The following is a 22888-nucleotide window of genomic DNA, read 5'->3' on the forward strand; positions in this document are numbered from 1 at the left end:
GTGGGAGCGGGCCTGCTCGCTCCCACATTGGGTCTACGGCGTCATCAAAAACAGTTACAGCCCCAACAGCGACAACATGATAAAAGTCGCAAACAACACGAAATGGGTCATCCCCTCGATGGCATTGGTTTCACCATCGTTGAGGTTGATCGCGCTGACAATCAGCGTGATAAACACCATCACCGTCTGCACCGGCGTCATCGCCATCTGGAACGGCTGGCCGCTATAGAGCGCCATGGCTTCCATCACCGGCACCGTCAGGATCACCGTAGACAACGAAGCACCCAACGCGATATTCACCACCGACTGCATACGATTGGCCAATGCAGCGCGCAATGCCGTCAGAATTTCCGGCGCGGCCGAGATAGCCGCCACCACAATCGCCGTGATCACCGGCGGCGCGCCCGTGCCTTCCAGGCCCAGATCCAGGGTTTTGGACATCACCTCGGCCAACGCGCCAATCACAATCACGCCAAACACCAACGTGCCTATCGAGAACGCGAGGTTAACGGGCGGTGTGTGTTCTTCTTCGGTTGATTTCTTGCGGCGTTTTTCCGGGTAGCTGTAGCTGAAGAAATAACTGTGTGGGCCTACCTGCATCCTCAGGAACAAGGTGTAGAGCACCACCATCGCGCCAATGGTGAAGGCCGAGTAAATTTTCCAATCGGCCTCGGGGATAAATTCCGGCACCACCATCGACACGCCCATGGCGGTGAGGATCATCACGCTGTAGGTGCGCGCCGAGTCATCGTTGTAGGACTGTTCGCCATGCTTGATGCCACCCATCAAGGCGGCCAGGCCGAGAATACCGTTGATATCCAGCATCACCGCCGAGTAAATGGTATCGCGCACCAGGGTGGGTGATGGCTCGTTGCTCATCATGATCGCCAGGATCACCACTTCCACCAACACGGCCGCGAGGGTCAGGATCATGGTGCCGTAGGGGTCGCCAACCTTTTCTGCCAACTGCTCGGCGTGGTGGGCTACGCGCATTGAGGCCATTACGATAAACGCGATCAGCGCAGCACCGGCCAGCAGGGCCACCAGTTGCCCACTGTGGAGCATCCAGTGCTCCAGCGGATAAGCCGCAATGGCGGCAATCAGCGCCAGCAGCATGAATTTTTCTTGCTTGAGGTGTGTGAGCATTACGGGCCTTTTCGTGCAGCGAATCAGTCATTGATGGGGTACAGACTGCGCCAAGCCGCTAACGTTTCGTTACACCTTAGTTCAGCTCACTCTTGCGTGAGTGACACAAATACTCTCCTGCTGGTCAGGTTTTGCCGATTATTTCAGCCATGGCCTGTAGAATGCCGCCATTGCACCTGATGAGATTTTAACTATGTACGATTGGCTCAACGCCCTGCCCAAGGCTGAACTGCACCTGCACCTGGAGGGTTCGCTGGAGCCTGAGTTGCTGTTCGCCCTGGCCGAGCGCAACAAGATTGCGCTGCCGTGGAACGACGTCGACACCCTGCGCAAGGCCTACGCCTTCAACAACCTGCAAGAGTTTCTCGACCTGTATTACAAAGGTGCCGATGTGCTGCGCACGTCCCAGGATTTCTACGACCTGACCTGGGCCTACCTGCTGCGCTGCAAGGCCCAGAACGTGATCCACACCGAACCGTTCTTCGATCCGCAAACCCACACCGACCGTGGCATCCCGTTCGAAGTCGTGCTGAACGGCATCGCCGCTGCGCTTAAAGATGGCGAGCAGCAACTGGGCATCACCAGCGGCTTGATCCTCAGCTTCCTGCGCCACCTGAGCGAAGCCGAAGCCGAGAAAACTCTCGACCAGGCCCTGCCGTTCCGTGACGCGTTCGTGGCCGTGGGCCTGGACAGCTCGGAAATGGGTCACCCGCCGAGCAAGTTCCAGCGCGTGTTCGACCGTGCCCGCCACGAAGGCTTCCTCACCGTCGCCCACGCCGGCGAAGAAGGCCCGCCCGAGTACATCTGGGAAGCGCTCGACCTGCTGAAAATCCAGCGTATCGACCACGGCGTGCGTGCCATTGAAGATGAACGTTTGATGCAGCGCATCATCGACGAACAGATCCCGCTGACGGTATGCCCGCTGTCCAACACCAAACTCTGCGTGTTCGACGACATGGCCCAGCACAACATTCTCGACATGCTCGAGCGTGGCGTGAAAGTCACCGTAAACTCGGACGACCCGGCCTACTTCGGCGGTTATGTCACCGAGAACTTCCACGCGCTGCACACCTCCCTGGGCATGACCCAGGACCAGGCCAAACGCCTGGCGCAGAACAGCTTGGATGCACGTTTGGTAAAACCATAACCGAACAAGCGCTGCTCAACATGTGGGAGGGGGCTTGCCCCCGATGGCGGTGGGTCAGTCACAGATGTGTTTACTGACACGCCCTCATCGGGAGCAAGCCCCCTCCCACATAGGTTTTGCGCTGATCTTTAGATTTGGGTGAGCTCTTCCAGCGTCTTGCCCTTGGTCTCCATCCCGAACACCCACACCACCAGCGCCGCCACGGCAAAGCACAACGCCCCCAAGGCAAATACCCCGCCCTGCCCGGTTATCGGAAATACCAACCCGGTCACCAACGGCCCCAGCAACGAGCCTACGCGGCCAATCGCTGACGCAAATCCGGAACCTGTAGCTCGCGCCGAAGTGGGATATAGCTCCGGCGTGTAGGTGTACAGCACCGCCCACATGCCAAACAGGAAAAACTGCATCAACAGCCCGGAGGTGATCAGCAGGGCCACATTGCCGCCAAACACAGCACTTTGCCCATACAGAAACGCCATCACCCCGCCACCCAGCAGCGTCACCACGCACACCGGTTTACGCCCCCAGCGCTCGACCAGCCAGGCCGCCATCAAAAAGCCGGGGATCCCGCCCAGGGAAATGATCACCGTGTAATACACCGACTGGGTCACGGCGAAACCCGATTGCTGCAATAGCGCGCTCAACCACGACGTCAGCCCGTAGAACCCGAGCAAGGCAAAGAACCACACGCTCCAGATCATCATCGTGCGTTGGCGGTACTGCGCCGACCACAGCTGCTGGAACGCAGAAAAGAATGTACCCGGCGTACTCTCTACCCATGGCAGGACCATCGGCTCCGGCAAATCGGCGCGGCCCAGGGAATCGCGTACCTTCTGCTCGATACCCAGCAATACCTTGTCCGCCGCTTCGTGGCGCCCGGCCTGTTCCAGCCAACGCGGCGACTCCGGAATAAAGAAGCGGATGGCCAACACAAACACCGCCGGTACAGCCAACACCAGGAAGATGTCGCGCCAACCAATCACCGGCAGCAAAAAGTACGACAGCACCCCGGCGGCTACAAAGCCCAACGGCCAGAAACCATCCATCAACGCAATGTAACGCCCGCGCCGTTTGGCGGGAATCAACTCCGACAGCATCGACTGAGCAATAGGAAACTCCATGCCCATGCCAATGCCCAACAGGATCCGAAACAACGTCAACGCCTCCACCGTCTGCGCCGTGGAGCACAGGTAACTGGCCACGCCCCACAACACGATGCTCCACTGAAACACCGGTTTGCGCCCAAAGCGATCCGCGAGCATTCCAGAAAGAGAAGCACCCACCACCATGCCGAAAAAACTCGAACTGGCCAGCAACCCGGCCTGGGCCGTGCTCAAGCCAAACTCGGTTTTGATCGAGCCCAACAGAAAGGTCATCATCGCCAAGTCCATGGAGTCGAAGAAAAACGCCAGGGCAATGATGATGAAGATGACTCGGTGGTAGCCGCTGATGGGCAACCGTTCCAGCCGCTGCGCTGCGCTATAACCCTGCCTGACCATGCCGCATCCCCCCGTATGAAAAATCCCCTTGGCGAGTGTGCGGCATCGTTTGTCCAGGCTATTGCTGGATGCGACCTGATTGCAGCTCTGAACGACGCGCTTAACGTGCCGCCAGCCGACTGATCTCCCTGAGCCCTGCCTCGTTGATTGACAAGGCACGCGACTCGTTGATCACGCTGATCCAGTTGGCCTGCAGAAACAGCTGCATCAACCCCGCCCCCAATGCTCCGCCCAGATGCGGTTGCTGCTGGCTCCAGTCGAAACAGTCGCACACCAGCGGCGCTGCCAGGGCCTGGATAAAAATCCCCAGGTCCGCCAAATGCTGCGCGCCCTTGACCGTAACCTCGGTACGCTGCTCATGGCGCTCGAACCATCCAGCCTCAAGCATCCGTTGATACAACTGCGCCGCCAACTCGCCGCCGAGATGGCCGTGACACCAGCGGGCACGGCGCAACAACTGCGGTGCCATCAGTGCCGGCGGCAAGGCTTGCGGTGTACTGCGCGCCGCGCTGGCCATGGTGGTGCTGGCCAGTGCATCAATGGCGGCACTCACATCCGCAGCCGCCACGCGAAACAAGCGCTTGCCACGTCGGGCCTCGATCCGCAGCAAACCGCTGCCGGTCAGCCGCGCCAAATGGGCATTGGCCGACGCCGGCGACAAACCGGCCAGCGTTGCCAGCTCTTCTGAAGACTTCGCCGAACCGTCCATCAGGGCCCAGAGCATGGCCGTGCGTTTGGGCTCGGCAAGCAAGCTGGCGATCTGACTGATGCAAGGTGCTGCTTCCATGTATTCACTCCCTGTAAGACCATTTTTCTGCTGCGGTTGACGCCAAAGTATAGGTGCGCACGCTGCAGGTTCCGCGGCCTCCGACAGCTCGGATCAGGACAGGGCATGAGTGAAACTTCCGATCATTACGCAGGCTATTGCCCAGTCGCCGTTCGCCCCGGTCGTTGCGCCGCCAAGGTCGCACACCGGGACACGAGCATGTCCCGCAGCAGATTGATGGGTTTGCTCAATTGCGCACGATGGGCACATAGCAAGTTGAGCGGTGTGCGCTCGCCCTGCAACTGCGGCAGGATCAAACGCAAGCGCCCGGCCAGCACGTCGGTGCTGATATCCAACCAGGATTTGTAAGCGATGCCCATGCCCGCCACCGCCCAGCGCCGCACCACATCGGCGTCATCACTGAACCGGTCACCACTGACCGTCAGGCTCACATGGCGCTTGCCGTCATAAAACCCCCAATGGTCATGCACCCGGCTGCCGAGCATGTACAGCAGGCAATTGTGCTGGGCCAGTTGCTCCAGATGCTGGGGTTCGCCATGCCGGGCGAGGTAGCTCGGCGCGGCGCACAGCACACGAATATTGTCCGGGGCGATGGGCAGAGCCACCAGGCTGGAATCTTCGGGTTCACCATAGCGCAGGGCTATGTCCACTGGCTGGCGGAACAGGTCGGCAATGCGATCGCCCAGCAACAGGCGCACGTTCAGTTGCGGGTGTTGCTGCTGGAACTCATCCAGCCACGGCAACAGCTGGTTGCGCCCGAAATCCGACGGCGCCGACAATTGCAGCACGCCGCTCACATGATCCTGGCCACTGGCCAATAAGCGCCGGCCATCGTCCAGCGCGCTTAATGACGCACGCGCATACTCCAGGAAGCCCTCGCCTTCGGCGGTCAGGCGCAGGCTGCGGGTGGAGCGCGCCAGCAAACGCGTGCCCAGCTGCTGTTCGATACGCTTGAGCGCGGCGCTGGCCACTGCCGGTGACAGGTCCATCACCCGTGCCGCCGCCGACAGGCTGCCCAGGTCCGCAGCACGTACAAACAACTGCAAATCATCAAAACGCAGCATGGAATTCCGCCCATTATCAAAATTTGGTTGAAACAGACTGCTGTTTTAGCCGCTTTTATCTGCGTAGGAAATAGCCAATCATCTGCCCATCCCGTTCTTAGCTATATCACTCAGACCTTTTACCGGAGCCCTCATGAAAGCCATTGCCTACTACACGTCATTGCCGATCAATGATCCAAAATCCCTGCAAGATATAGAGCTGCCGGAGCCCGTGGCCGGCCCGCGCGACCTGCTGGTGGAAGTCAAAGCCATCTCGGTCAACCCGGTGGACACCAAGGTGCGCCACAACGTAGCCCCGGAAAATGGCGACGCCAAGGTGTTGGGCTGGGACGTGGCCGGTGTGGTCAAGGCGGTCGGCAGCGATGTGACGCTGTTCAAAGCCGGTGACAAGGTGTTCTACGCCGGCTCCCTGGTGCGCCCAGGCGGCAACAGCGAACTGCATACGGTCGATGAACGCATCGTCGGCCATATGCCCAAAAGCCTGGGGTTTGCCGAAGCGGCCGCGCTGCCGTTGACCGCCATCACAGCGTGGGAACTGCTGTTTGAACGTTTGCAAATACCCGAAGGCAAGGAAGATCACGGCCAGAGCCTGCTGATCGTCGGCGCTGCCGGCGGCGTGGGGTCGATCCTGACCCAACTGGCCAACCAACTCACGGCGCTGAAAGTCATCGGTACCGCCTCGCGCCCCGAGACTCAGGAATGGGCCAAAGCCTTGGGCGCCCACGTAGTGATCGACCACAGCCAGCCGCTGAGCGAAGCGCTGAAACAGGCAGGCCTTGGGCAAGTGACCCACGTCGCCAGCCTGACCCAAACCGAGCATCACCTGGATCAACTGGTGGAAGCGCTGCAACCCCAAGGCAAGCTGGCGTTGATCGACGACCCCAAGGCGCTGGATGTAAGCAAGCTCAAGCGCAAGAGCCTGTCGCTGCACTGGGAGTTCATGTACACCCGCTCGATGTTCGAGACGCCCGACATGATCGAGCAGCACAACCTGCTTAACCGCGTGGCCGATCTGATCGACGCCGGCACCCTGAAAACCACGGTGGGCGAGCATTTCGGTGTGATCAATGCAGCCAATGTGCGCCGTGCCCACGCGCTGCTGGAAAGCGGCAAGGCCAAGGGCAAGATCGTGCTGGAAGGGTTCTAAAAAACGCTGTCAGTGTCGTCCGTTATACGTGTAGGTAATGGACGACACCATTAGTCCGAGAGTTGATCTTCGTCATATTTGTGAGGGGATTCGGGTTTATATTGGCCGCCTTTGCCACGATTCTTTTACGTGAGGAAGTCAGCAATGAAAATCCTGATAAAAGCGTTAGCAAAATCCCCAGGCAAGCTATGGCAAGTTCGTCTCGACGGCGAAGCCATCACCTTCCGCAGTGAAGCCGAGGCCCGCGCCTTCGTTGACACCCTGCAAGCGCGGATCCAGGCCCCCCACCGTTTCCCCCTCGGCCAGCAGCGCTCTGCCGCTGGCTGACCCGTCTATCAGACCTGCGCCTGCGTGGCCCTTGCCCGTTGCAGGCGCTGGGTCGACATTGCAATCGTTACCGCCAGCACGCCGCACAAGCTGATGACCATGGCCATCGGCATCGCCGTACCATCATGCAACACGCCGACCAGCGACGCCGCACCCGCCGCCACGCCGAACTGGATACACCCGAGCAACGCCGAGGCACTGCCCGCCCGTGCGCCTTGCCCGCTCATGGCACAGGCCGAGGTGTTCGGCAAAATGCAGCCCAGGCTGGCGATGCAGATAAATAGCGGCACCAGCAACGGCCACAGCGCCTCAGTGCGCAGCGCGGCAATCCCCAGCAGCGTCAACGCCGCCGCCACGTAGACCCACACCGTACGCGACAGCAAAAACGCCGGGCCACGCTTGGCCAGCAACCGCGCATTCAACTGCGCCACCAGGATAAAGCCGGCGGCGTTGGAACCGAACAGCCAGCCGTAATGCTCGGCAGGCACGCCGTAGAGTTTGATAAATACGAAGGGGGAGCCGGCGATGTAGGCAAACATCCCGGCAATCGAGATGCCGCCGGTCAAGGCATAGCCCAGGTACACGCGGTCCGACAACAGCGAGCCGTAGCGGCGCAACGAACCAGACAGTGGCTGGCGCGGCTGATCGGCCGGGAAGGTTTCCGGCAAGCCGACTGCCACGGCGATAGCCGCCATCACGCTGAACAACGACAGTGCCAGGAAAATCGACTGCCAGCCCCACACCCCGACCATCAGCCCACCCGCCAATGGCGCAAGGATCGGCGCCAGGCCGGTGACCAGCATCAGTTGCGAATACACCTTGGCCGAGCCCACTGCGTCGCACTTGTCACTGACCACCGCCCGGGAAATCACCATGCCCGCGCAACCACCAAGGGCCTGCACGAAACGCGCACCGATCAGCCACTCCAGCGACGGCGCGTAGGCACAGGCGAAGGATGCGATGGTAAACAACGTGACGCCGCTGAGCAGCGGCACGCGCCGACCGAAACGGTCAGCCAGCGGGCCGTAGATCAATTGACCGATAGCCAGGCCGGCGAAATACACCGCCAAGGTTAACTGGATATGTTTTTCGTCAGTGGCAAAGGCCGTAGCCATGGCCGGAAAGCCTGGCAGGTAGAAGTCGATCGCCAACGGCGCGAAGGCGCTCAAGGCGCCCAGAATCAGGATTATGCGAAGGTTCATCAGACACCCAAGTGAGTCGGCAGCTCGACAGTCTAGCCGCGCTTGGGTGCCGTGAACATTACGTTAGGTCGCTAACGATCAGAAAAAATCACGCCAGTTTGGCGGTGTAGCCCTCCTCGGTGATCAGTTGGATGACCTTATCCGAGGGCAGACTGCTTGCCACGCGCACTTCTTTAGCGCCCAAATCTACTTCGACACTCGCTGCCGGGTCCTGGCTCTGTACCGCCTGGGTCACCGATCGAACGCAATGGCCGCAGGTCATTCCTTCAACATTGAATATTTGCATGACATGACTCCTTTGATGAGGTTGAACCCAGTCTCAAGCTTGCCATGATGGCAAGGTCAAGTTTCAAAAAAATCGGCCGGGCTGGTATTCGCAGGCGACGTCGGCCAAGCTTCAACTTTCCTCGCTGTGAACCATGGAGCATTCGCCATGCGCTGGTCGTTTTTTGCCCTTGCCGGCCTGATGAGCTTGTCTGCCGTTGTGCCCCCGGCACTCGCCGCTGAAGATTATGCGGTGCTGATCATTTCCCGCGAACGCCTGGAAGTACCCACCAATTGCGAAATCGGCCTGTATCTTCAGGACCAACTGGCCGGACGCCTGTTCCAGGAACAAGCCACCTCGTTCAATCTGCCCGCAGGTAACGTGTCGCTGCGCCTCAAGCTATTGCCAGGCCAGTCCCCGGGCTGCCAGCCAGGGATGCTGGCGCCAGCGGCGCAGAACATTACGTTGAAAGCCGGTGATGTCCGCAAATTGCGTATTGCCCAGGGCCAGGACGGCATGTACCTCAAACCTGCCGCATTGGAATACTGAAGACGCTTGACCTTCCCCACAGGTTAAGGTTGATCCTAGTGGCAACTTCTTCTGGAGGACTGCCCCATGAATGGATCCACCACATTTGACCTGCCCATCGGCGGCATGACCTGCGCCAGCTGTGCCGGCCGCGTCGAACGCGCGCTGGGCAAGGTGCCGGGGGTGCAGCGCGTGAGCGTCAACCTGGCCAACGAACGCGCCCACATCGAAGTGCTCGGCCAGATGGACGCCAGCGTACTGATCGCCGCAGTCGACAAGGCCGGCTACACCGCCACCCTGCCACAAAGCGAAACCGCCACCGAAGCCGACCAGGCCGGGCGCCTGCGCCGCGAGCGCTGGGCGCTGGTGGCGGGGATTGTGCTGGCGCTGCCCCTGGTGCTGCCGATGCTGGTAGAACCCTTCGGCCTGCACTGGATGCTCCCGGCCTGGATACAGTTCGCCCTGGCCACACCGGTGCAATTCATCCTCGGTGCGCGCTTCTATGTTGCCGCCTGGAAAGCCGTACGCGCCGGCGCCGGCAACATGGACCTGCTGGTGGCAATCGGCACCAGCGCCGGCTACGGCCTGAGTATCTATGAATGGCTCACCGCCGCCCCCGGCGTGACGCCGCACCTGTACTTCGAAGCTTCAGCGGTGGTCATCGCTCTGGTGCTGCTGGGCAAATACCTGGAAAGCCGCGCCAAGCGCCAGACCGCCAGCGCCATCCGCGCCCTTGAAGCCTTGCGTCCGGAACGAGCGATCCGCGTGCTGGATGGCCGCGAAGAAGACGTCGCGATCAATGCCTTGAAGCACGGTGACCTGGTGCTGGTCAAACCCGGCGAACGCTTCCCGGTGGACGGCGAGGTGGTGGAAGGCCAAAGCCATGCCGATGAAGCGCTGATCAGCGGCGAAAGCCTGCCGGTGCCGAAACAGCCCGGCGACCCGGTCACCGGTGGTGCCATCAACGGTGAAGGCCGTTTGCTGGTGCGCACCCTGGCCCTGGGCGCGGAGAGCGTGCTGGCGCGCATCATCCGCCTGGTCGAAGACGCCCAGGCCGCCAAGGCACCGATCCAGAAACTGGTGGATAAAGTCAGCCAGGTGTTCGTACCGGCCGTGTTGGTCTTGGCGCTGATCACCGTAGTGGGCTGGTGGTTGTATGGCGCATCGCTGGAAACCGCGATCATCAATGCGGTCGCCGTGCTGGTGATCGCCTGCCCTTGTGCCCTGGGCCTGGCCACGCCGACCGCGATCATGGCCGGCACCGGCGTCGCAGCACGCCACGGTATTCTGATCAAGGATGCCGAAGCCCTGGAACGCGCCCATGCCGTGAGCGCCGTGGTGTTCGACAAGACCGGCACCCTGACCTCCGGCGCGCCAAAAATTGCGCACCTGGCGGCGGTGGACGGCGATGAAGCCCTCTTATTGCAACAGGCCGGCGCCTTGCAACGCGGCAGTGAACACCCGCTGGCCAAAGCCGTGCTGGATGCCTGCCAAGAGAAAGGTCTGGACGTGGCCGATGTGAGCGCCAGCCAATCCCTGACCGGACGCGGCATTGCCGGTACGCTGGACGGTCGCCCACTGGCGCTGGGCAATCGACGCCTGCTGGAGGAAACCGGTCTGGACGCAGGCGATTTGGCTCAGCGTGCCAAGGAATGGGAAGCCGAAGGCCGCACCTTGTCCTGGCTGATCGAGCAAGGTGCGCAACCGCGTGTACTGGGCCTGTTTGCGTTTGGCGACACCCTCAAGCCCGGCGCACTTGAGGCGGTGCAACAACTCAAGGCGCAGCACATCAGCAGCCACCTGATTACCGGCGATAACCACGGCAGTGCACGGGTCGTGGCGCAGGCGTTGGGGATCGATGACGTGCACGCCGAAGTGCTGCCGGCCTACAAAGCTGCCGCCGTTGCCGAGCTGAAAAAAACCGGGGTGGTGGCCATGGTTGGCGACGGTATCAACGATGCCCCGGCGCTGGCCGCTGCCGATATCGGCATTGCCATGGGCGGCGGCACCGATGTGGCCATGCACGCCGCCGGTATCACCCTGATGCGCGGCGACCCGCGCCTGGTGCCAGCCGCGCTGGAGATCAGCCGCAAGACTTATGCAAAAATTCGACAGAATCTGTTCTGGGCCTTTGTGTATAACTTGATCGGCATTCCCCTGGCCGCCTTCGGCCTGCTCAACCCGGTACTGGCTGGGGCTGCCATGGCCTTGTCCAGCGTCAGCGTGGTGAGCAATGCACTGTTGTTGAAAACCTGGAAACCCAAGGACCTGGAGGATCAACACCCATGAACATCGGCCAAGCCGCCCGCACCAGCGGGCTGAGTGCAAAGATGATTCGCTACTACGAATCCATCGGCCTGCTGAAAACGGCCCATCGCACCGATAGCGGCTACCGTGTGTATGGCCACGACGACCTGCACACCCTGACGTTTATCAAGCGCTCGCGGGACCTGGGGTTTTCATTGGAAGAGGTCGGCAAGCTGCTGACCTTGTGGGAAGACCGGCAGCGGGCCAGCGCCGACGTAAAAGCCCTGGCGCGCCAGCACATAGACGAGTTGAACCACAAGATTCGCGAGCTGGGGCAACTGCGCGACACCTTGCAGGACCTGATGGAGCACTGCCAGGGCGATCATCGACCCGATTGCCCGATACTCAAGGAATTGGCAGCGGGCAACTGCTGCGCCTGACCGGATAAACACAAAACCCAATGTGGGAGCTGGCTTGCCTGCGATAGCATCACCTCGGTGTCACTGATACACCAAGGGGTCTGCATCGCAGGCAAGCCAGCTCCCACATTGGAACGCGCCGTTTTGAGTTACTGCATCCAAGGCGGCGGTGGCGGTTCGTCCGGCACTTTGCTCGGTGGCGCATCGTCTGCCGCGCGAATCGCCTGGCGACGCTCTTCATCCAGCCGCGCCGCTTCGATTTCGCGGATCACACCGCCTACGTCCGCCAGCTCTTCCGGTTCGTCGAACTCACCGGTCAACACACTGGCCGGATGCAAGGTGCCGGCTTCGTACAGCGCCCACATTTCCTTGGCGTACTTGGTCTTCTTCAGCTCCGGGGCAAAGCGTCCAAAGTAGGAAGCCATGTTGCCCACGTCCCGCTCCAGCATGTTGAAGGCGTGGTTGTTGCCCGCCGCATCCACTGCCTGGGGCAGGTCGATGATCACCGGGCCCGTCGGCGTAAGCAGTACGTTGAACTCGGACAGGTCACCATGCACCAGGCCGGTGCACAACATCAGCACGATCTGCGAGATCAGGAAGGCGTGGTACTCGCGCGCCTGGTCCGGCTCCAGTACCACGTCATTCAAACGCGGCGCTGCATCACCGTACTCGTCGGCCACCAGCTCCATCAACAGCACGCCCTCAAGGAAGTCGTACGGCTTGGGCACGCGAACGCCGGCACCGGCGAGACGGAACAGCGCCGCCACTTCGGCGTTCTGCCAGGCATCTTCGGTTTCTTTCTTGCCGAACTTGGAGCCCTTGGCCATGGCCCGGGCCTGGCGGCTGTTACGGACCTTTCGGCCTTCCTGGTATTCGGCCGCCTGACGAAAACTTCGTTTGTTCGCCTCCTTGTAAACCTTGGCGCAACGCAATTCGTTGCCGCAGCGCACCACATAAACAGCTGCTTCTTTACCACTCATGAGTGGGCGCAGCACTTCGTCGACCAGACCGTCTTCGATCAGGGGTTCAATGCGTTTAGGAGTCTTCATCAGCTTTTATTGTGGGTCCTGTATTACCAAACACGCGTGTGGCACTCGTTATACGGCAATCAGCTCGCCGGTGGGAGAGGCTACCGACCTCTGACCCCTTCAGAATGCATGCAATGGGCCAATTTTTTTGGCAATCAGCGTTCGATAATCGCTGTCACCCCTTGGCCGCCAGCAGCACAGATCGAAATCAACCCCCGCCCTTTGCTCGCCGCATCCAGCAACTTGGCGAGGTTGGCAACGATGCGCCCGCCGGTGGCGGCAAATGGATGGCCTGCCGCCAAAGAACTGCCCTTGACGTTGAGCCGGCTGCGATCGATAGCCCCCAACGGAGCATCCAGGCCCAGGCGCGTCTTGCAGTAATCGGCGTCTTCCCACGCCTTGAGCGTGCACAACACCTGGGCAGCAAAGGCCTCGTGGATCTCGTAGTAATCAAAATCCTGCAAGGTCAGGCCATTGCGGGCCAGCAAGCGCGGCACCGCATACACCGGCGCCATCAACAGACCCTCGGCACCGTTGACGAAATCCACCGCCGCCGCTTCGCCATCACGCAGGTACGCAAGGATCGGCAGCCCCCGCTCCTTGGCCCACGCTTCACTGCCGAGCAGCACCAGGGAGGCACCATCGGTCAGCGGCGTAGAGTTGCCGGCGGTCAGCGTGCCCTTTTCGCTACGCTCGAAGGCCGGCTTGAGGGCGGCGAGTTTTTCCAGGGTCAGGTCCGGGCGCAGGTTGTTGTCACGGGTGAGGCCGAGAAACGGCGTGAGCAAATCGTTATGCCAGCCTTCGGCGTAAGACGCGGCCATCTTTTGATGACTCTCCAGCGCCAGCTGGTCTTGGTCGGCACGCGGGATCTGCCAGGTCTGGGCCATCAGTTCGCAGTGTTGGCCCATGGACAGCCCAGTGCGCGGTTCGCCATTGCGCGGCAGCTCGGGCTTGAGGTGCTGCGGACGAAGTTGTAACAGAATTTTTAATTTGTCTGCCATGGATTTGCTGCGGTTGGCTTTGAGTAGCAGCTTGCGTAGCCCTTCATTCACGCCAATCGGTGCATCGGACGTGGTGTCCACCCCGCCGGCAATGCCACATTCGATCTGGCCCAGCGCGATTTTGTTAGCCACCAGCAACGCCGCTTCCAGACCGGTGCCACAGGCTTGCTGAATGTCGTATGCGGGGGTCTGCGGCGACAACCGCGAGCCGAGCACGCATTCGCGCGTCAGGTTGAAATCGCGGGAATGCTTGAGCACCGCGCCGGCGGCCACCTCGCCCATGCGCAGGCCATGCAGGTTGTAGCGCTCGATCAGGCCCTCCAGGGCGGCGGTGAGCATCGCCTGGTTACTCGCCGTGGCGTAAGGGCCATTGGAACGGGCGAAAGGAATGCGGTTACCGCCAATGATCGCCACTCGGCGCAATTGAGTCATGAAAAGCTCCCTCTGTCGGTTATGGGCTTGATCACTGAGCCTAGTCGAACGACTGCTACCCTGGGATGGTCAACCCTTTGAACCCCAGCCTTCGGAGAGCGTTCCATGTCTGACCGTTATATCGACTTCGCCAACTCAAGCCTCGGCCATCGCCTGGTCGCCGCCATTGGCCTGCCGTCACCGGTACGCCTGGAACGCTGGCAAGCCGGACGCCTGCGCCCGGTCGAAGGCGCACTGTTGCTGGGCGGCGGCGCATTGACGAGCAAGGTGCTGGCGTTTGCCAATCGGCTCACCGACGCCGTCTACAGCTACGGCGCAGAAGCCTCGACGGCATCCGCGTGGATTCCCGGGCACGGCCCCAAGCTCAAGGCGGTGGTGTTCGACGCCAGTGACTTGAAGCACACCGACCAACTCAAGCAACTGCGTGAGTTCTTCCAGCCATTGCTGAAAAACCTCGACCATAGCGCGCACCTGGTGATCCTCGGCCGTGCGCCGGAAAGCCTCAGCGACCCGTTTGCCGCCAGCGCCCAGCGCGCCCTGGAAGGCTTCAGCCGCTCGCTGGCCAAGGAACTGCGCAGCGGTGGCGTGTTGCAGTTGCTGTATGTGGGTGACGGGGCCGAGGACCAATTGGAAGGCGCGCTGCGGTTTTTCCTCTCGCCCAAAAGCGCTTACATTTCGGGCCAAGTCATTCGCCTGTCAGCCTGCGACACCCCGGTCGAAGACTGGACGCGCCCGCTGGCGGGGCGCAAGGCGCTGGTCACTGGCGCCGCCCGGGGCATCGGTGCGTCCATCGCCGAAACCCTGGCCCGCGACGGCGCCGAGGTGATTTTGCTCGATGTGCCCCAGGCCAAGGCCGACCTCGAAGCCCTGGCCGCACGCCTGAATGCGCGTACGGTGGTGCTGGATATCTGCGCCGAAGACGCCGCCAGCCAGTTGGTCGAACACTTGCCCGACGGGCTCGATATCCTGGTGCACAACGCCGGCATCACCCGTGACAAAACCCTGGCCAACATGACGCCCGAATACTGGGACGCGGTGCTGGCGGTGAACCTCAATGCTCCGCAAGTGCTGACCAAGGCCCTGCTCGACAGCGGCACTCTGCACGACAACGCACGGGTCGTGCTGCTGGCTTCGATCAGTGGCATCGCCGGCAATCGTGGGCAAACCAACTATGCCGCGAGCAAGGCCGGTTTGATCGGTCTGGCCCAGGCATGGGCGCCCCTTTTGAAGGAACGCGGGATCAGCATCAACGCCGTGGCGCCGGGCTTTATCGAAACCCAGATGACCGCACACATCCCGTTTGCCCTGCGTGAGGCCGGGCGACGCATGAGTTCGCTTGGCCAGGGTGGCATGCCACAGGACGTGGCCGAAGCCGTGGCGTGGCTCGGCCAGCCGGGTTCCGGTGCCGTCAGCGGCCAGGCGCTGCGTGTGTGTGGGCAAAGTCTTCTGGGAGCATAAGCATGCAATGGCAAACCTTGGACAGCACACCGTCGCTACTCCCGATGTACTGGCGTGCGGCACTCAAGCGCAAGATCACCGGCAGCACGTTGCCCGAACGCGGCTGGCGCTGTCGGGTCAGCGTCGATCCCAAGGCCGTCGCGGCGTACCGCAAGGTCTGCGGGTTCACCGACAGCCCGATGCTGCCAGCGACTTACCCGCACATCCTGGCGTTCGGTCTGCAACTGCAACTGCTGACCGACAAGGCGTTTCCGTTTCCGCTGTTGGGGCTGGTCCATCTGAGCAATCGCATCCGCATCCACCGGCCTCTGGGCGGCGTGGGAGAGCTGAGCATCGGTGTGTACGCGCACAACCTACAGCCTCACGCCAAGGGCGCGACCTTTGACATTGCGACCGTGGTCGAAGATGCCCTTGGGCTGCTATGGGAAGCCGAAAGCCAGATGCTCTGTCGTGGCGTAAAGCTTGAAGGCGAATCGCTGAATAACAGCGTGCACGTCCCAGGGCCGCTCAACGAACTGACACGCTGGAAAGCGCCCACCGATATCGGTCGCCGCTATGCCCGCGTGTCCGGCGATTACAACCCCATCCATCTCAGTGCGCCGACGGCCAAGCTGTTCGGTTTTCCCCAGGCCATCGCCCATGGACTGTGGAACAAGGCCCGCACGCTCGCGGCGCTGGGAGAACACCTGCCGGCCGCCAATATTGAAATCAATGTCGAGTTCAGGAAACCCGTGCGCCTGCCCGGTGAAGTGATATTGATGAGCAGCGCAGCCGGTTCCAGTGGCGAGTTGGAACTTAAAGGGCCGGGCGGCATTGAGCATATGTTCGGAAAGTGGCAGCCGATCGCCTGAAAAAACCGATTAATTGTATATATACACCCAAAGTTATAGCGGACCTTACGAGGTCCGCTTATTTATTCAACCTTTTGATTCACATCACCTAATTTTCAGTAAGCATCCTTGCCATACACCCTTTGTATTAGTCGCTAAGTTGACCGATGGCTGGGGTATATAAATTGTTAATACCAAGTTGAGCATTGTGCGAAAGAGTGCCATGGCCTGAGATAGAACCACGGACAAATCTATTGCTGCCCCAAGAAGTAGCGAAGGTTTGAAACAACCCAGGTTGTACCAGGTGCAAGGAACTCAATCATGAAAACTCAAGTCGTGTTGTGGAAAGCAAGTACCGCGTTGGCCCTGATTCTGGCAATGAGCCTCGGCGGCTGCAGCAGTGGTGGTGGCGGGCATAAATCCAGCGTGGCGGCGTCATCGCCGGATGCTGGCGCAGGTGCTGGTGGTGGTACAGGTGGTGGTGACGGCGGCACGGGCGGTGGTACCGGTGGCGGTACTGGTGGCGGCGATGGCGGCACGGGCGGTGGTACCGGTGGCGGTACTGGTGGTGGTGACGGCGGCACGGGCGGTGGTACCGGTGGCGGTACTGGTGGTGGTGACGGCGGCACGGGCGGTGGTACCGGTGGCGGTACTGGTGGCGGTGACGGCGGCACGGGCGGTGGTACCGGTGGCGGTACTGGTGGCGGTGACGGCGGCACGGGCGGTGGTACCGGTGGCGGCACGGGTGGCGGCACTGGCGGCGGCACTGGCGGTGGCACTGGCGGCGGCACTGGCGGTGGCACTGGCGGCGGCACTGGCGGTGGCACTGGCGGCGGCACTGGCGGTGGCACTGGCGGCGGCACTGGCGGCGGTACAGGTGGCGGCACTGGCTCAACAACCACCCCGCTGGTTACTGGTCAGATCGCCGGTACCCTCGGCACCACTGTGGGCAATGTGGGCGTAGCAGTGGGTGATCTTGGTTCTACCTTGAACGGTGTGCCCATCGTCGGTGTTACCGCTGGCGGCCTGGTGACCTCGGCCGGCACTGCCGTCACCAGCGTCGGCACAGGGGTGACCAACGGTCTGGGCTCACTGGGCACCAATACCAACTCCCTGGGCGTTACTGTGGCAGGCGTAGGGAATGGCGTCGCCGACCTGGGCGGCGGCATCTCCACCACCGGCCAATCACTGTCGACCACCCTCGGCGGTGTACCCGTCGTCGGCGGCCTGACAGGCGGCGTAGGCACTGCAGTCGGCGGCGTAGTGGATAAAGTCGGCACTACGGTAACCATGCTCGGCGATACCCTCAGTACCGCCAGCACCACCGGTCCATTGGGCTCGCTGACCAACACCCTCGGCGGCAAAGTAGTGGTGCCTGTGGTATCGCTGGTGGAAAACACCACCGGCAACCTCGGTACGGCAACCGGCCTGGGCGCTCCAGTCAATGGCCTGCTGGATAAAGTCGGCTCGACGGTTACCAGCCTGGGGACTCAAGTCGCCAGTACTGGCGGTACCGGCAACCCTGTCACTACCGTGGTCGGCAGCGTGCTGACTGGCGTTGGCGGCACGCTCGACAAGTCTGGCGGCTATGTCGCCCCAACCGGTGGCACCGCAGCTCCCGGCATTCCAGAACTGGTCGGCGGCCTGGTCAGCAACGTCGGTACCGGCCTGAATGTCGGCAACACCAACGGCACGGTCAGTGCAGCGGGTGTAACCGGTGGCGCGCTGGGCAACACCATCGCTTCGGTAGGGACTGTGCTGGGTGGTACAGGTGTCGCCAACACAGGCGCCACGGCACCAGTCGCGGCAGTGGCAACCAATGTCGGCGCCGCGCTTAACCCGGTCACATCCGGCGTCACCGCGCTGACGCAAAACATCGGTACTACCACTGGCGTTGGCGCTCCGGTCAACGGCCTGGTGACGCAAGTGGGAGGGGCAGTCAGCAGCGTAGGCACCAACCTGACTGCCGCCAATGCCAACCCGATCACCAACGCAGTGGGCACCACCGTAACGGCTGTCGGCAACACTGTAGGTTCGGTGGGTGGCTTGGTTACCGGCGGCACTACCGGCACCAGCGGTGGCCTGCTCGGTGGCTTGAACATCGGCGCCACCACCACGACCACAGGCACTGCCACAACCACCGGCGGCACTACAGCCACAGGCGGTCTGGGCGGTTTGTTGAACGGCCTGACCGGTAAATAGAAATGCACCTGGCCGATTAGACGGCCTCCCCTACAGCGCCTACGCTTGGTTGAGACGAGAGACCCTAAATAAGTCTCTCGTCTTTTTTATGGGCGACGCCTTGTGTGATGAGCCGCCACCCTCCCGAACCGAGTCCCAGAACCCGGCGGGCCCGAAGCGCTGCTGCAGTTGACCATGGAGTGTCCTATGCGCGTATTAACGCCGTTGTTAATGCTAACCCTCAGCGCTTACGCCCAGGCCGAGCCCCTTCCCAGCTTTTTGAACAGCAATGACACCGTGCGCACCTTGCCGGTACCCAACCTGCCCGCCGATGCCTATCGACCGGCCACGCCACAAACCCAAGTGCCTGAAGCACCGCCGACTGCCGGCCAGCCCCTGTTGATGGACACCAAGGTCACCATTCGCAAGCTGCAGATCGAAGGCGGCACCATTTACCCCCTGACCGAGACGGCCCAAGTCTACGCACCGCTGATTGGCCGCGAGACCAACCTCGCGCAATTGATCGAAGCAACCCGTGGCATCACCCGCCGCTACCAGGAGGACGGCTACCTGCTGTCCTATGCGTTCCTGCCACAGCAGAATTTCGAAAACGGCCTGGTCCGCGTTGTTTTGGTGGAGGGTTACATCAAGGACTACCAGCAAACCGGCGACATCGGCTCGGTGTCGGCCTACGTCGACAAACTGGCGAAAAAACTGTTGGCCGAACGCCCGCTGACGCGCAAGACCTTCGAGCGCTACACCACGCTGATGAGCCGCATTCCCGGCCTGACCGTACAAGCCCAGGTGCCACCGCCCGGCACCACCGATGGCGCCACGCACATGCAGATCCAGGCCAGCCGCAAACCTTTCACCACCAGCATGAGCCTGGTGCAGAAAAGCCGTGGCGGCACGCAAGCCTTGCTCAGTGCCACCAGCAATTCGCAAACGTTCATGGGCGAACAACTGACCGTCAGCGGCCTGTTCCCGCCCGGCGAGGACAAAGAGCATTACTACCGTGTGGACTACAACCAGTTCATCAATGCCGAGGGCACCCAACTGGCACTCGCTGCCGAACGTTACCGCGCCGACCCCAACAGCAGCGTGCAACTGGACGGCGGCTTCGAGCTCAAGCCGCACCAGTCGATCGATCGCTATTCCATCGGCCTGAGCCACCCGTTTATCGCCTCTCCCACCGAGTCATTGAGCCTGGGCACACGCCTGTACGTGGTGGACCAGACCACCCGTTACAAGCTGGTGGGCTACCCGCTGAGTTTCGACATCGAATCCAACCTGCGCGCCCTCGCCTTCGAGGGTGATTGGCGCAAGGCCGACGCACGCCGGTTACGTATCATCAGCGGCGGCCTGTACCAAGGCATCGACGGTTTGGGCGCCAAGGCGCGCAGTGACCTGGACGTGGCAAAACCCGACCTCGATTTCTTCCGCCTGCGCCTCTCCGGCGTGCAAAGCGACAAGTTCTTCGACAACTGGCAAGGCGTGCTCTCAGGTGCGTTGTACTGGAGCAACAACACCTTGCCCGACAGCGAACGCGCCACCTTCGGCGGGCAAAATTTCGGGCGTGGCTATCCTGATGATCAAGGCTCGGGCGACAAGGGCTGGGGGGTGGCGTACGAGGTCAACTACAGCTTCAACCGTGCTGGCAACTGGGTGAAGGTTTTGCAACCCTACGTGGTGCTCGACCGCGCCAAGACCTGGTTCAACGACCTGCCGGTCAAGGCCAGCGACATGTCTTCGGCGGCAGTGGGGTTACGCTTTGGCGATAACAAGTACTACAACATCGCCCTGGAGGCGGCCAAGCCGATGTCGGATATCGCCCTGGACAGTTTTAACCGCAGGCCACGGTATACGCTGAGTTTCAGTTATCAGCTTTGAGGAGCTTGATGCCTTGATCATTGTTGGATCAGACTCGGTGAACATGTGGGAGGGGCGGTGCGACGATTCGACTTGCTCCCGATGGCGGCCTTGTAGCCGACGGGGGTCTTGGATCAGACCGAGTACATATCCATTTCTGCGGTAACGGCTGATATTGGTTCCGCTTTTACAGCGGGTCACTTTTGAAGAGCCTGTACGGACCGGACACATGGTTGACGGGTGTGCGGGGACATGGTGGACACTTTTCGGCGAGCCAACTTCGCCGGAAAGCCATCATGCCTTGGAACACGAGAGATACCATGAGCCTGAAAGAAGAGTTCGTTGCCTTAGCACGGCAGCCCGGCAGTAATAAAAGAGAACTGTGTCGACGCTTCGGCATCAGCCCGCAAACGGCCTATAAATGGCTCAAACGATACGAGATGCAAGGGCAGTCGGGGCTGCAAGAAAAGTCCCGAAAACCAGCTACCAGTCCCAAACTGACCAATGCGGCCCTGGAGGCGGAGGTCGTAGCGCTCAGGCAGGAACATCCGGCCTGGGGCGGACGCACAATCAGCAGCATCTTGAAAAAGCAAATTGCTCCCAGCACAGTAACTAACGTGCTGCACCGACACGACCTGATTCAGCCCGTTCAGAAGGAACAGGAAGCAAAGCTGAGATTTGAACACGATGCGCCTAACGACCTTTGGCAGATGGACTTCAAAGGGCATTTCGCAACTCAAGAAGGTCGATGCCATCCCCTGACCTTGTTGGATGATCACTCGCGATTCAATTTAGCTATTCAGGCGTGTGATAACGAACGCGGGGGCACAGTGAAGGAGAAGATGATTGAGGTATTCCAACGCTTCGGATTGCCCGCTCGTATCAATGTTGATAACGGTCCTCCATGGGGATCGCCGCGCAACCCCGGTGAAATCACAGAGTTAAGTATCTGGTTGATTAGCTTGGGAATCCGGATCAGTTTCAGTCGCCCCTATCACCCTCAAACCAACGGAAAGATCGAGCGCTTTCATCGATCACTCAAGGCGGAGGTGCTTAATGGACGGCAATTTTCCACGATCAAGGAGGCTCAAACCGCATTTGATCAGTGGCGTGAGGTTTATAACCTGCAGCGTCCTCATCAAGCACTGGACTACAAGGTGCCCATGGACCGGTATCGGTCCAGCCCTTGGGCTTACCCGCAGCAGTTATCACCCTTCGAGTACGGGCCGGATGATGTGTCGATCAAGGCGTATCACAGCCGATTTCGTTTTCAGAAACGCTATTTCAGCATCGCCAAGGGCCTGAATGGTCATCACATCGGAATACGACCTAACCCTGAAAAAGACGGTCTCTTTGATGTTTACTTCTGCCATCACTTTCTAAGAACGATCGACCTGAGCAAACCTGACTATGGCCCATAATGTGTCAACCATGTCCCCGCACATGTGTCCACCATGTGTCCGGTCTATACAAAGAGCCCAAAAGTAACCAAAAGGCTCTTGCCCCACCACTCGGCACCTCGCTTAGGCTCGGTGTGCCCGTAATCCGACAGGGATTTGGGGGGCCGCCGCCACGCGCCATCCATGGCGCGGGGCGGCTAAACCGGCATCCCTGCCGGTTTACCCCCCAAATCCCTGTCGAATTCCGGCCAGCGTGGTTTAACGGGGCGCCTGAGATCAAAAGCAGATCAAGATCAAGAGCTGCTCGCTTCGCATCGTGGTTACGGTTGGCTGCGGCTACACAAGCTGTGTCCATACCCATGCTTATCGGGGGCAAGCCCCCTCCCACATTTTGACCGAGGTGTATTAGTTCAATACCTGTCAGCTGTCAGGCAGCACTCGCATTTGATCCATCGATCAATGAGGCTTCAAGGGGGGAAACAAGTTATCCAGCGTATCGATCAACCGCACCAGATAGATCGGCTTGCGAAATAGATCCAGCACCTGCAAGCGCAGCATATCGCTGACATCATCCATCTCGGCATGACCGGACATCACGATCACAGGCAAATGCGAGCGAGAGGTGTGTTCGCGCAGGCGCTTGATCAAGGAGATGCCGCTTTCTTCGGGCATACGCAGGTCGGTGATAACCAGAGCGATATCGGGGTGAAGTGTCAGTTCTTGCAGAGCAAAAGTGACGGTGGTGGCGGTAAAACAGACGAATCCCTCGTTTTCGAGGGACTCGGCCAACTCGATCAGCGCATCCTCCTCGTCATCCACCAATAGGATTTGTTGGCGGGGTGACGAGAAAGGGGTCATGGGCAGTACCTGATAAATAAAATCACCGAAACAACAAGCAACAGCCCTGGCGC

20 protein-coding genes are annotated in these 22888 nt (G+C 60.7%); 11 read left to right on the forward strand and 9 right to left on the reverse strand.

The genetic code is table 11. The annotated features are described in order from the left end of the window. Nucleotides 1–54 precede the first annotated feature (54 nt). On the reverse strand, nucleotides 55–1146 hold the full coding sequence (locus tag QMK52_RS03835; protein WP_005784481.1) for a calcium:proton antiporter: 1092 nt from the start codon (nucleotides 1144–1146) through the stop codon (nucleotides 55–57). Between the two features lie 193 nt (nucleotides 1147–1339). Here QMK52_RS03835 and QMK52_RS03840 point away from each other — a divergent pair, with 193 nt between their 5' ends. Beyond that, complete coding sequence (locus tag QMK52_RS03840) at nucleotides 1340–2293, forward strand: adenosine deaminase (RefSeq protein WP_005784479.1); 954 nt, start codon at nucleotides 1340–1342, stop codon at nucleotides 2291–2293. A 128-nt stretch (nucleotides 2294–2421) separates the two neighbouring features. Here the strand turns inward: QMK52_RS03840 and QMK52_RS03845 are convergent, their stop codons facing one another. The 3 genes from QMK52_RS03845 to QMK52_RS03855 form a co-directional block, all read right to left on the reverse strand. Continuing rightward, the gene (locus QMK52_RS03845) at nucleotides 2422–3792 is read right to left on the reverse strand and encodes an MFS transporter (RefSeq protein ID WP_005784477.1); all 1371 of its coding nucleotides are present in this window, start codon (nucleotides 3790–3792) and stop codon (nucleotides 2422–2424) included. A gap of 100 nt (nucleotides 3793–3892) precedes the next feature. Beyond that, nucleotides 3893–4579: an ArsR/SmtB family transcription factor gene (locus QMK52_RS03850; RefSeq protein ID WP_194439996.1), complete on the reverse strand. Its 687-nt coding sequence runs from the start codon at nucleotides 4577–4579 to the stop codon at nucleotides 3893–3895. A gap of 134 nt (nucleotides 4580–4713) precedes the next feature. Further along, nucleotides 4714–5643 carry a LysR family transcriptional regulator gene (locus QMK52_RS03855; RefSeq protein ID WP_194439995.1) on the reverse strand — a complete coding sequence of 310 codons (930 nt, stop codon included), beginning with the start codon at nucleotides 5641–5643 and terminating at the stop codon, nucleotides 4714–4716. Nucleotides 5644–5776: 133 nt separating this feature from the next. Between QMK52_RS03855 and QMK52_RS03860 the strand changes: the two genes are divergently transcribed. Beyond that, entirely contained in the window at nucleotides 5777–6790 is a 1014-nt protein-coding gene (locus QMK52_RS03860; RefSeq protein ID WP_005784471.1) for a zinc-binding alcohol dehydrogenase family protein, read from the forward strand. Between the two features lie 144 nt (nucleotides 6791–6934). After that, nucleotides 6935–7117, forward strand: coding sequence for a hypothetical protein (locus QMK52_RS03865; RefSeq protein ID WP_005784470.1), 183 nt, complete (start codon nucleotides 6935–6937; stop codon nucleotides 7115–7117). Between the two features lie 8 nt (nucleotides 7118–7125). Here QMK52_RS03865 and QMK52_RS03870 read toward each other — a convergent pair whose 3' ends face one another. Together QMK52_RS03870 and QMK52_RS03875 are read right to left on the reverse strand one after the other, a co-directional pair. Continuing rightward, on the reverse strand, nucleotides 7126–8319 hold the full coding sequence (locus tag QMK52_RS03870; protein ID WP_005784468.1) for a multidrug effflux MFS transporter: 1194 nt from the start codon (nucleotides 8317–8319) through the stop codon (nucleotides 7126–7128). Between the two features lie 88 nt (nucleotides 8320–8407). Further along, nucleotides 8408–8605: a heavy-metal-associated domain-containing protein gene (locus QMK52_RS03875; protein ID WP_057010836.1), complete on the reverse strand. Its 198-nt coding sequence runs from the start codon at nucleotides 8603–8605 to the stop codon at nucleotides 8408–8410. Nucleotides 8606–8752: 147 nt separating this feature from the next. Here QMK52_RS03875 and QMK52_RS03880 point away from each other — a divergent pair, with 147 nt between their 5' ends. The 3 genes from QMK52_RS03880 to cueR all read left to right on the forward strand — a co-directional run bounded on the left by QMK52_RS03880 (nucleotide 8753) and on the right by cueR (nucleotide 11799). After that, nucleotides 8753–9133 carry a hypothetical protein gene (locus tag QMK52_RS03880; protein WP_005784464.1) on the forward strand — a complete coding sequence of 127 codons (381 nt, stop codon included), beginning with the start codon at nucleotides 8753–8755 and terminating at the stop codon, nucleotides 9131–9133. 66 nt (nucleotides 9134–9199) lie between these two features. Next, a complete protein-coding gene (locus tag QMK52_RS03885; protein ID WP_320403828.1) occupies nucleotides 9200–11401 on the forward strand; it encodes a heavy metal translocating P-type ATPase in 2202 nt (733 codons plus the stop codon). Continuing rightward, a complete protein-coding gene (gene cueR / locus QMK52_RS03890) occupies nucleotides 11398–11799 on the forward strand; it encodes a Cu(I)-responsive transcriptional regulator (protein WP_003188242.1) in 402 nt (133 codons plus the stop codon). Before QMK52_RS03885 ends, cueR begins: the two co-directional genes overlap by 4 nt. 128 nt (nucleotides 11800–11927) lie before the next feature. Here the strand turns inward: cueR and QMK52_RS03895 are convergent, their stop codons facing one another. Together QMK52_RS03895 and QMK52_RS03900 are read right to left on the reverse strand one after the other, a co-directional pair. Then, on the reverse strand, nucleotides 11928–12827 hold the full coding sequence (locus tag QMK52_RS03895; protein ID WP_005784460.1) for a PA4780 family RIO1-like protein kinase: 900 nt from the start codon (nucleotides 12825–12827) through the stop codon (nucleotides 11928–11930). A 134-nt stretch (nucleotides 12828–12961) separates the two neighbouring features. Next, complete coding sequence (locus QMK52_RS03900) at nucleotides 12962–14239, reverse strand: acetyl-CoA C-acetyltransferase (protein ID WP_005784458.1); 1278 nt, start codon at nucleotides 14237–14239, stop codon at nucleotides 12962–12964. A gap of 105 nt (nucleotides 14240–14344) precedes the next feature. Between QMK52_RS03900 and QMK52_RS03905 the strand changes: the two genes are divergently transcribed. From QMK52_RS03905 to QMK52_RS03925, 5 genes are all read left to right on the forward strand, one after another. Continuing rightward, entirely contained in the window at nucleotides 14345–15697 is a 1353-nt protein-coding gene (locus tag QMK52_RS03905) for a 3-oxoacyl-ACP reductase (protein ID WP_194439992.1), read from the forward strand. A gap of 2 nt (nucleotides 15698–15699) precedes the next feature. Next, nucleotides 15700–16548 carry a MaoC family dehydratase gene (locus tag QMK52_RS03910; RefSeq protein WP_194439991.1) on the forward strand — a complete coding sequence of 283 codons (849 nt, stop codon included), beginning with the start codon at nucleotides 15700–15702 and terminating at the stop codon, nucleotides 16546–16548. A gap of 300 nt (nucleotides 16549–16848) precedes the next feature. Beyond that, the gene (locus QMK52_RS03915; protein WP_320403829.1) at nucleotides 16849–18729 is read left to right on the forward strand and encodes a collagen-like triple helix repeat-containing protein; all 1881 of its coding nucleotides are present in this window, start codon (nucleotides 16849–16851) and stop codon (nucleotides 18727–18729) included. 186 nt (nucleotides 18730–18915) lie between these two features. Further along, the gene (locus tag QMK52_RS03920; RefSeq protein ID WP_122732315.1) at nucleotides 18916–20598 is read left to right on the forward strand and encodes a ShlB/FhaC/HecB family hemolysin secretion/activation protein; all 1683 of its coding nucleotides are present in this window, start codon (nucleotides 18916–18918) and stop codon (nucleotides 20596–20598) included. A gap of 275 nt (nucleotides 20599–20873) precedes the next feature. Continuing rightward, nucleotides 20874–21998, forward strand: coding sequence for an IS481 family transposase (locus QMK52_RS03925; RefSeq protein WP_216091764.1), 1125 nt, complete (start codon nucleotides 20874–20876; stop codon nucleotides 21996–21998). A gap of 435 nt (nucleotides 21999–22433) precedes the next feature. Here the strand turns inward: QMK52_RS03925 and QMK52_RS03930 are convergent, their stop codons facing one another. Continuing rightward, a complete protein-coding gene (locus QMK52_RS03930) occupies nucleotides 22434–22835 on the reverse strand; it encodes a response regulator (protein WP_005784450.1) in 402 nt (133 codons plus the stop codon). Nucleotides 22836–22888: the final 53 nt, after the last annotated feature.

It is taken from the genome of Pseudomonas sp. P9_2 (genome assembly GCF_034008255.1).
In the GTDB taxonomy this organism is placed as follows: Bacteria; Pseudomonadota; Gammaproteobacteria; order Pseudomonadales; family Pseudomonadaceae; genus Aquipseudomonas; species Aquipseudomonas synxantha_A.

Coding starts and splice junctions, on each gene's coding strand:
- cueR (WP_003188242.1), top strand. CDS start 11,398: ATGAACATCGGCCAAGCCGCCCGCACCAGCGGGCTGAGTGCAAAGATG.
- QMK52_RS03855 (WP_194439995.1), bottom strand. CDS start 5,643: ATGCTGCGTTTTGATGATTTGCAGTTGTTTGTACGTGCTGCGGACCTG.
- QMK52_RS03915 (WP_320403829.1), top strand. CDS start 16,849: ATGAAAACTCAAGTCGTGTTGTGGAAAGCAAGTACCGCGTTGGCCCTG.
- QMK52_RS03840 (WP_005784479.1), top strand. CDS start 1,340: ATGTACGATTGGCTCAACGCCCTGCCCAAGGCTGAACTGCACCTGCAC.
- QMK52_RS03860 (WP_005784471.1), top strand. CDS start 5,777: ATGAAAGCCATTGCCTACTACACGTCATTGCCGATCAATGATCCAAAA.
- QMK52_RS03920 (WP_122732315.1), top strand. CDS start 18,916: ATGCGCGTATTAACGCCGTTGTTAATGCTAACCCTCAGCGCTTACGCC.
- QMK52_RS03905 (WP_194439992.1), top strand. CDS start 14,345: ATGTCTGACCGTTATATCGACTTCGCCAACTCAAGCCTCGGCCATCGC.
- QMK52_RS03885 (WP_320403828.1), top strand. CDS start 9,200: ATGAATGGATCCACCACATTTGACCTGCCCATCGGCGGCATGACCTGC.
- QMK52_RS03910 (WP_194439991.1), top strand. CDS start 15,700: ATGCAATGGCAAACCTTGGACAGCACACCGTCGCTACTCCCGATGTAC.
- QMK52_RS03930 (WP_005784450.1), bottom strand. CDS start 22,835: ATGACCCCTTTCTCGTCACCCCGCCAACAAATCCTATTGGTGGATGAC.
- QMK52_RS03895 (WP_005784460.1), bottom strand. CDS start 12,827: ATGAAGACTCCTAAACGCATTGAACCCCTGATCGAAGACGGTCTGGTC.
- QMK52_RS03845 (WP_005784477.1), bottom strand. CDS start 3,792: ATGGTCAGGCAGGGTTATAGCGCAGCGCAGCGGCTGGAACGGTTGCCC.
- QMK52_RS03835 (WP_005784481.1), bottom strand. CDS start 1,146: ATGCTCACACACCTCAAGCAAGAAAAATTCATGCTGCTGGCGCTGATT.
- QMK52_RS03925 (WP_216091764.1), top strand. CDS start 20,874: ATGCCTTGGAACACGAGAGATACCATGAGCCTGAAAGAAGAGTTCGTT.
- QMK52_RS03880 (WP_005784464.1), top strand. CDS start 8,753: ATGCGCTGGTCGTTTTTTGCCCTTGCCGGCCTGATGAGCTTGTCTGCC.
- QMK52_RS03875 (WP_057010836.1), bottom strand. CDS start 8,605: ATGCAAATATTCAATGTTGAAGGAATGACCTGCGGCCATTGCGTTCGA.
- QMK52_RS03900 (WP_005784458.1), bottom strand. CDS start 14,239: ATGACTCAATTGCGCCGAGTGGCGATCATTGGCGGTAACCGCATTCCT.
- QMK52_RS03865 (WP_005784470.1), top strand. CDS start 6,935: ATGAAAATCCTGATAAAAGCGTTAGCAAAATCCCCAGGCAAGCTATGG.
- QMK52_RS03850 (WP_194439996.1), bottom strand. CDS start 4,579: ATGGAAGCAGCACCTTGCATCAGTCAGATCGCCAGCTTGCTTGCCGAG.
- QMK52_RS03870 (WP_005784468.1), bottom strand. CDS start 8,319: ATGAACCTTCGCATAATCCTGATTCTGGGCGCCTTGAGCGCCTTCGCG.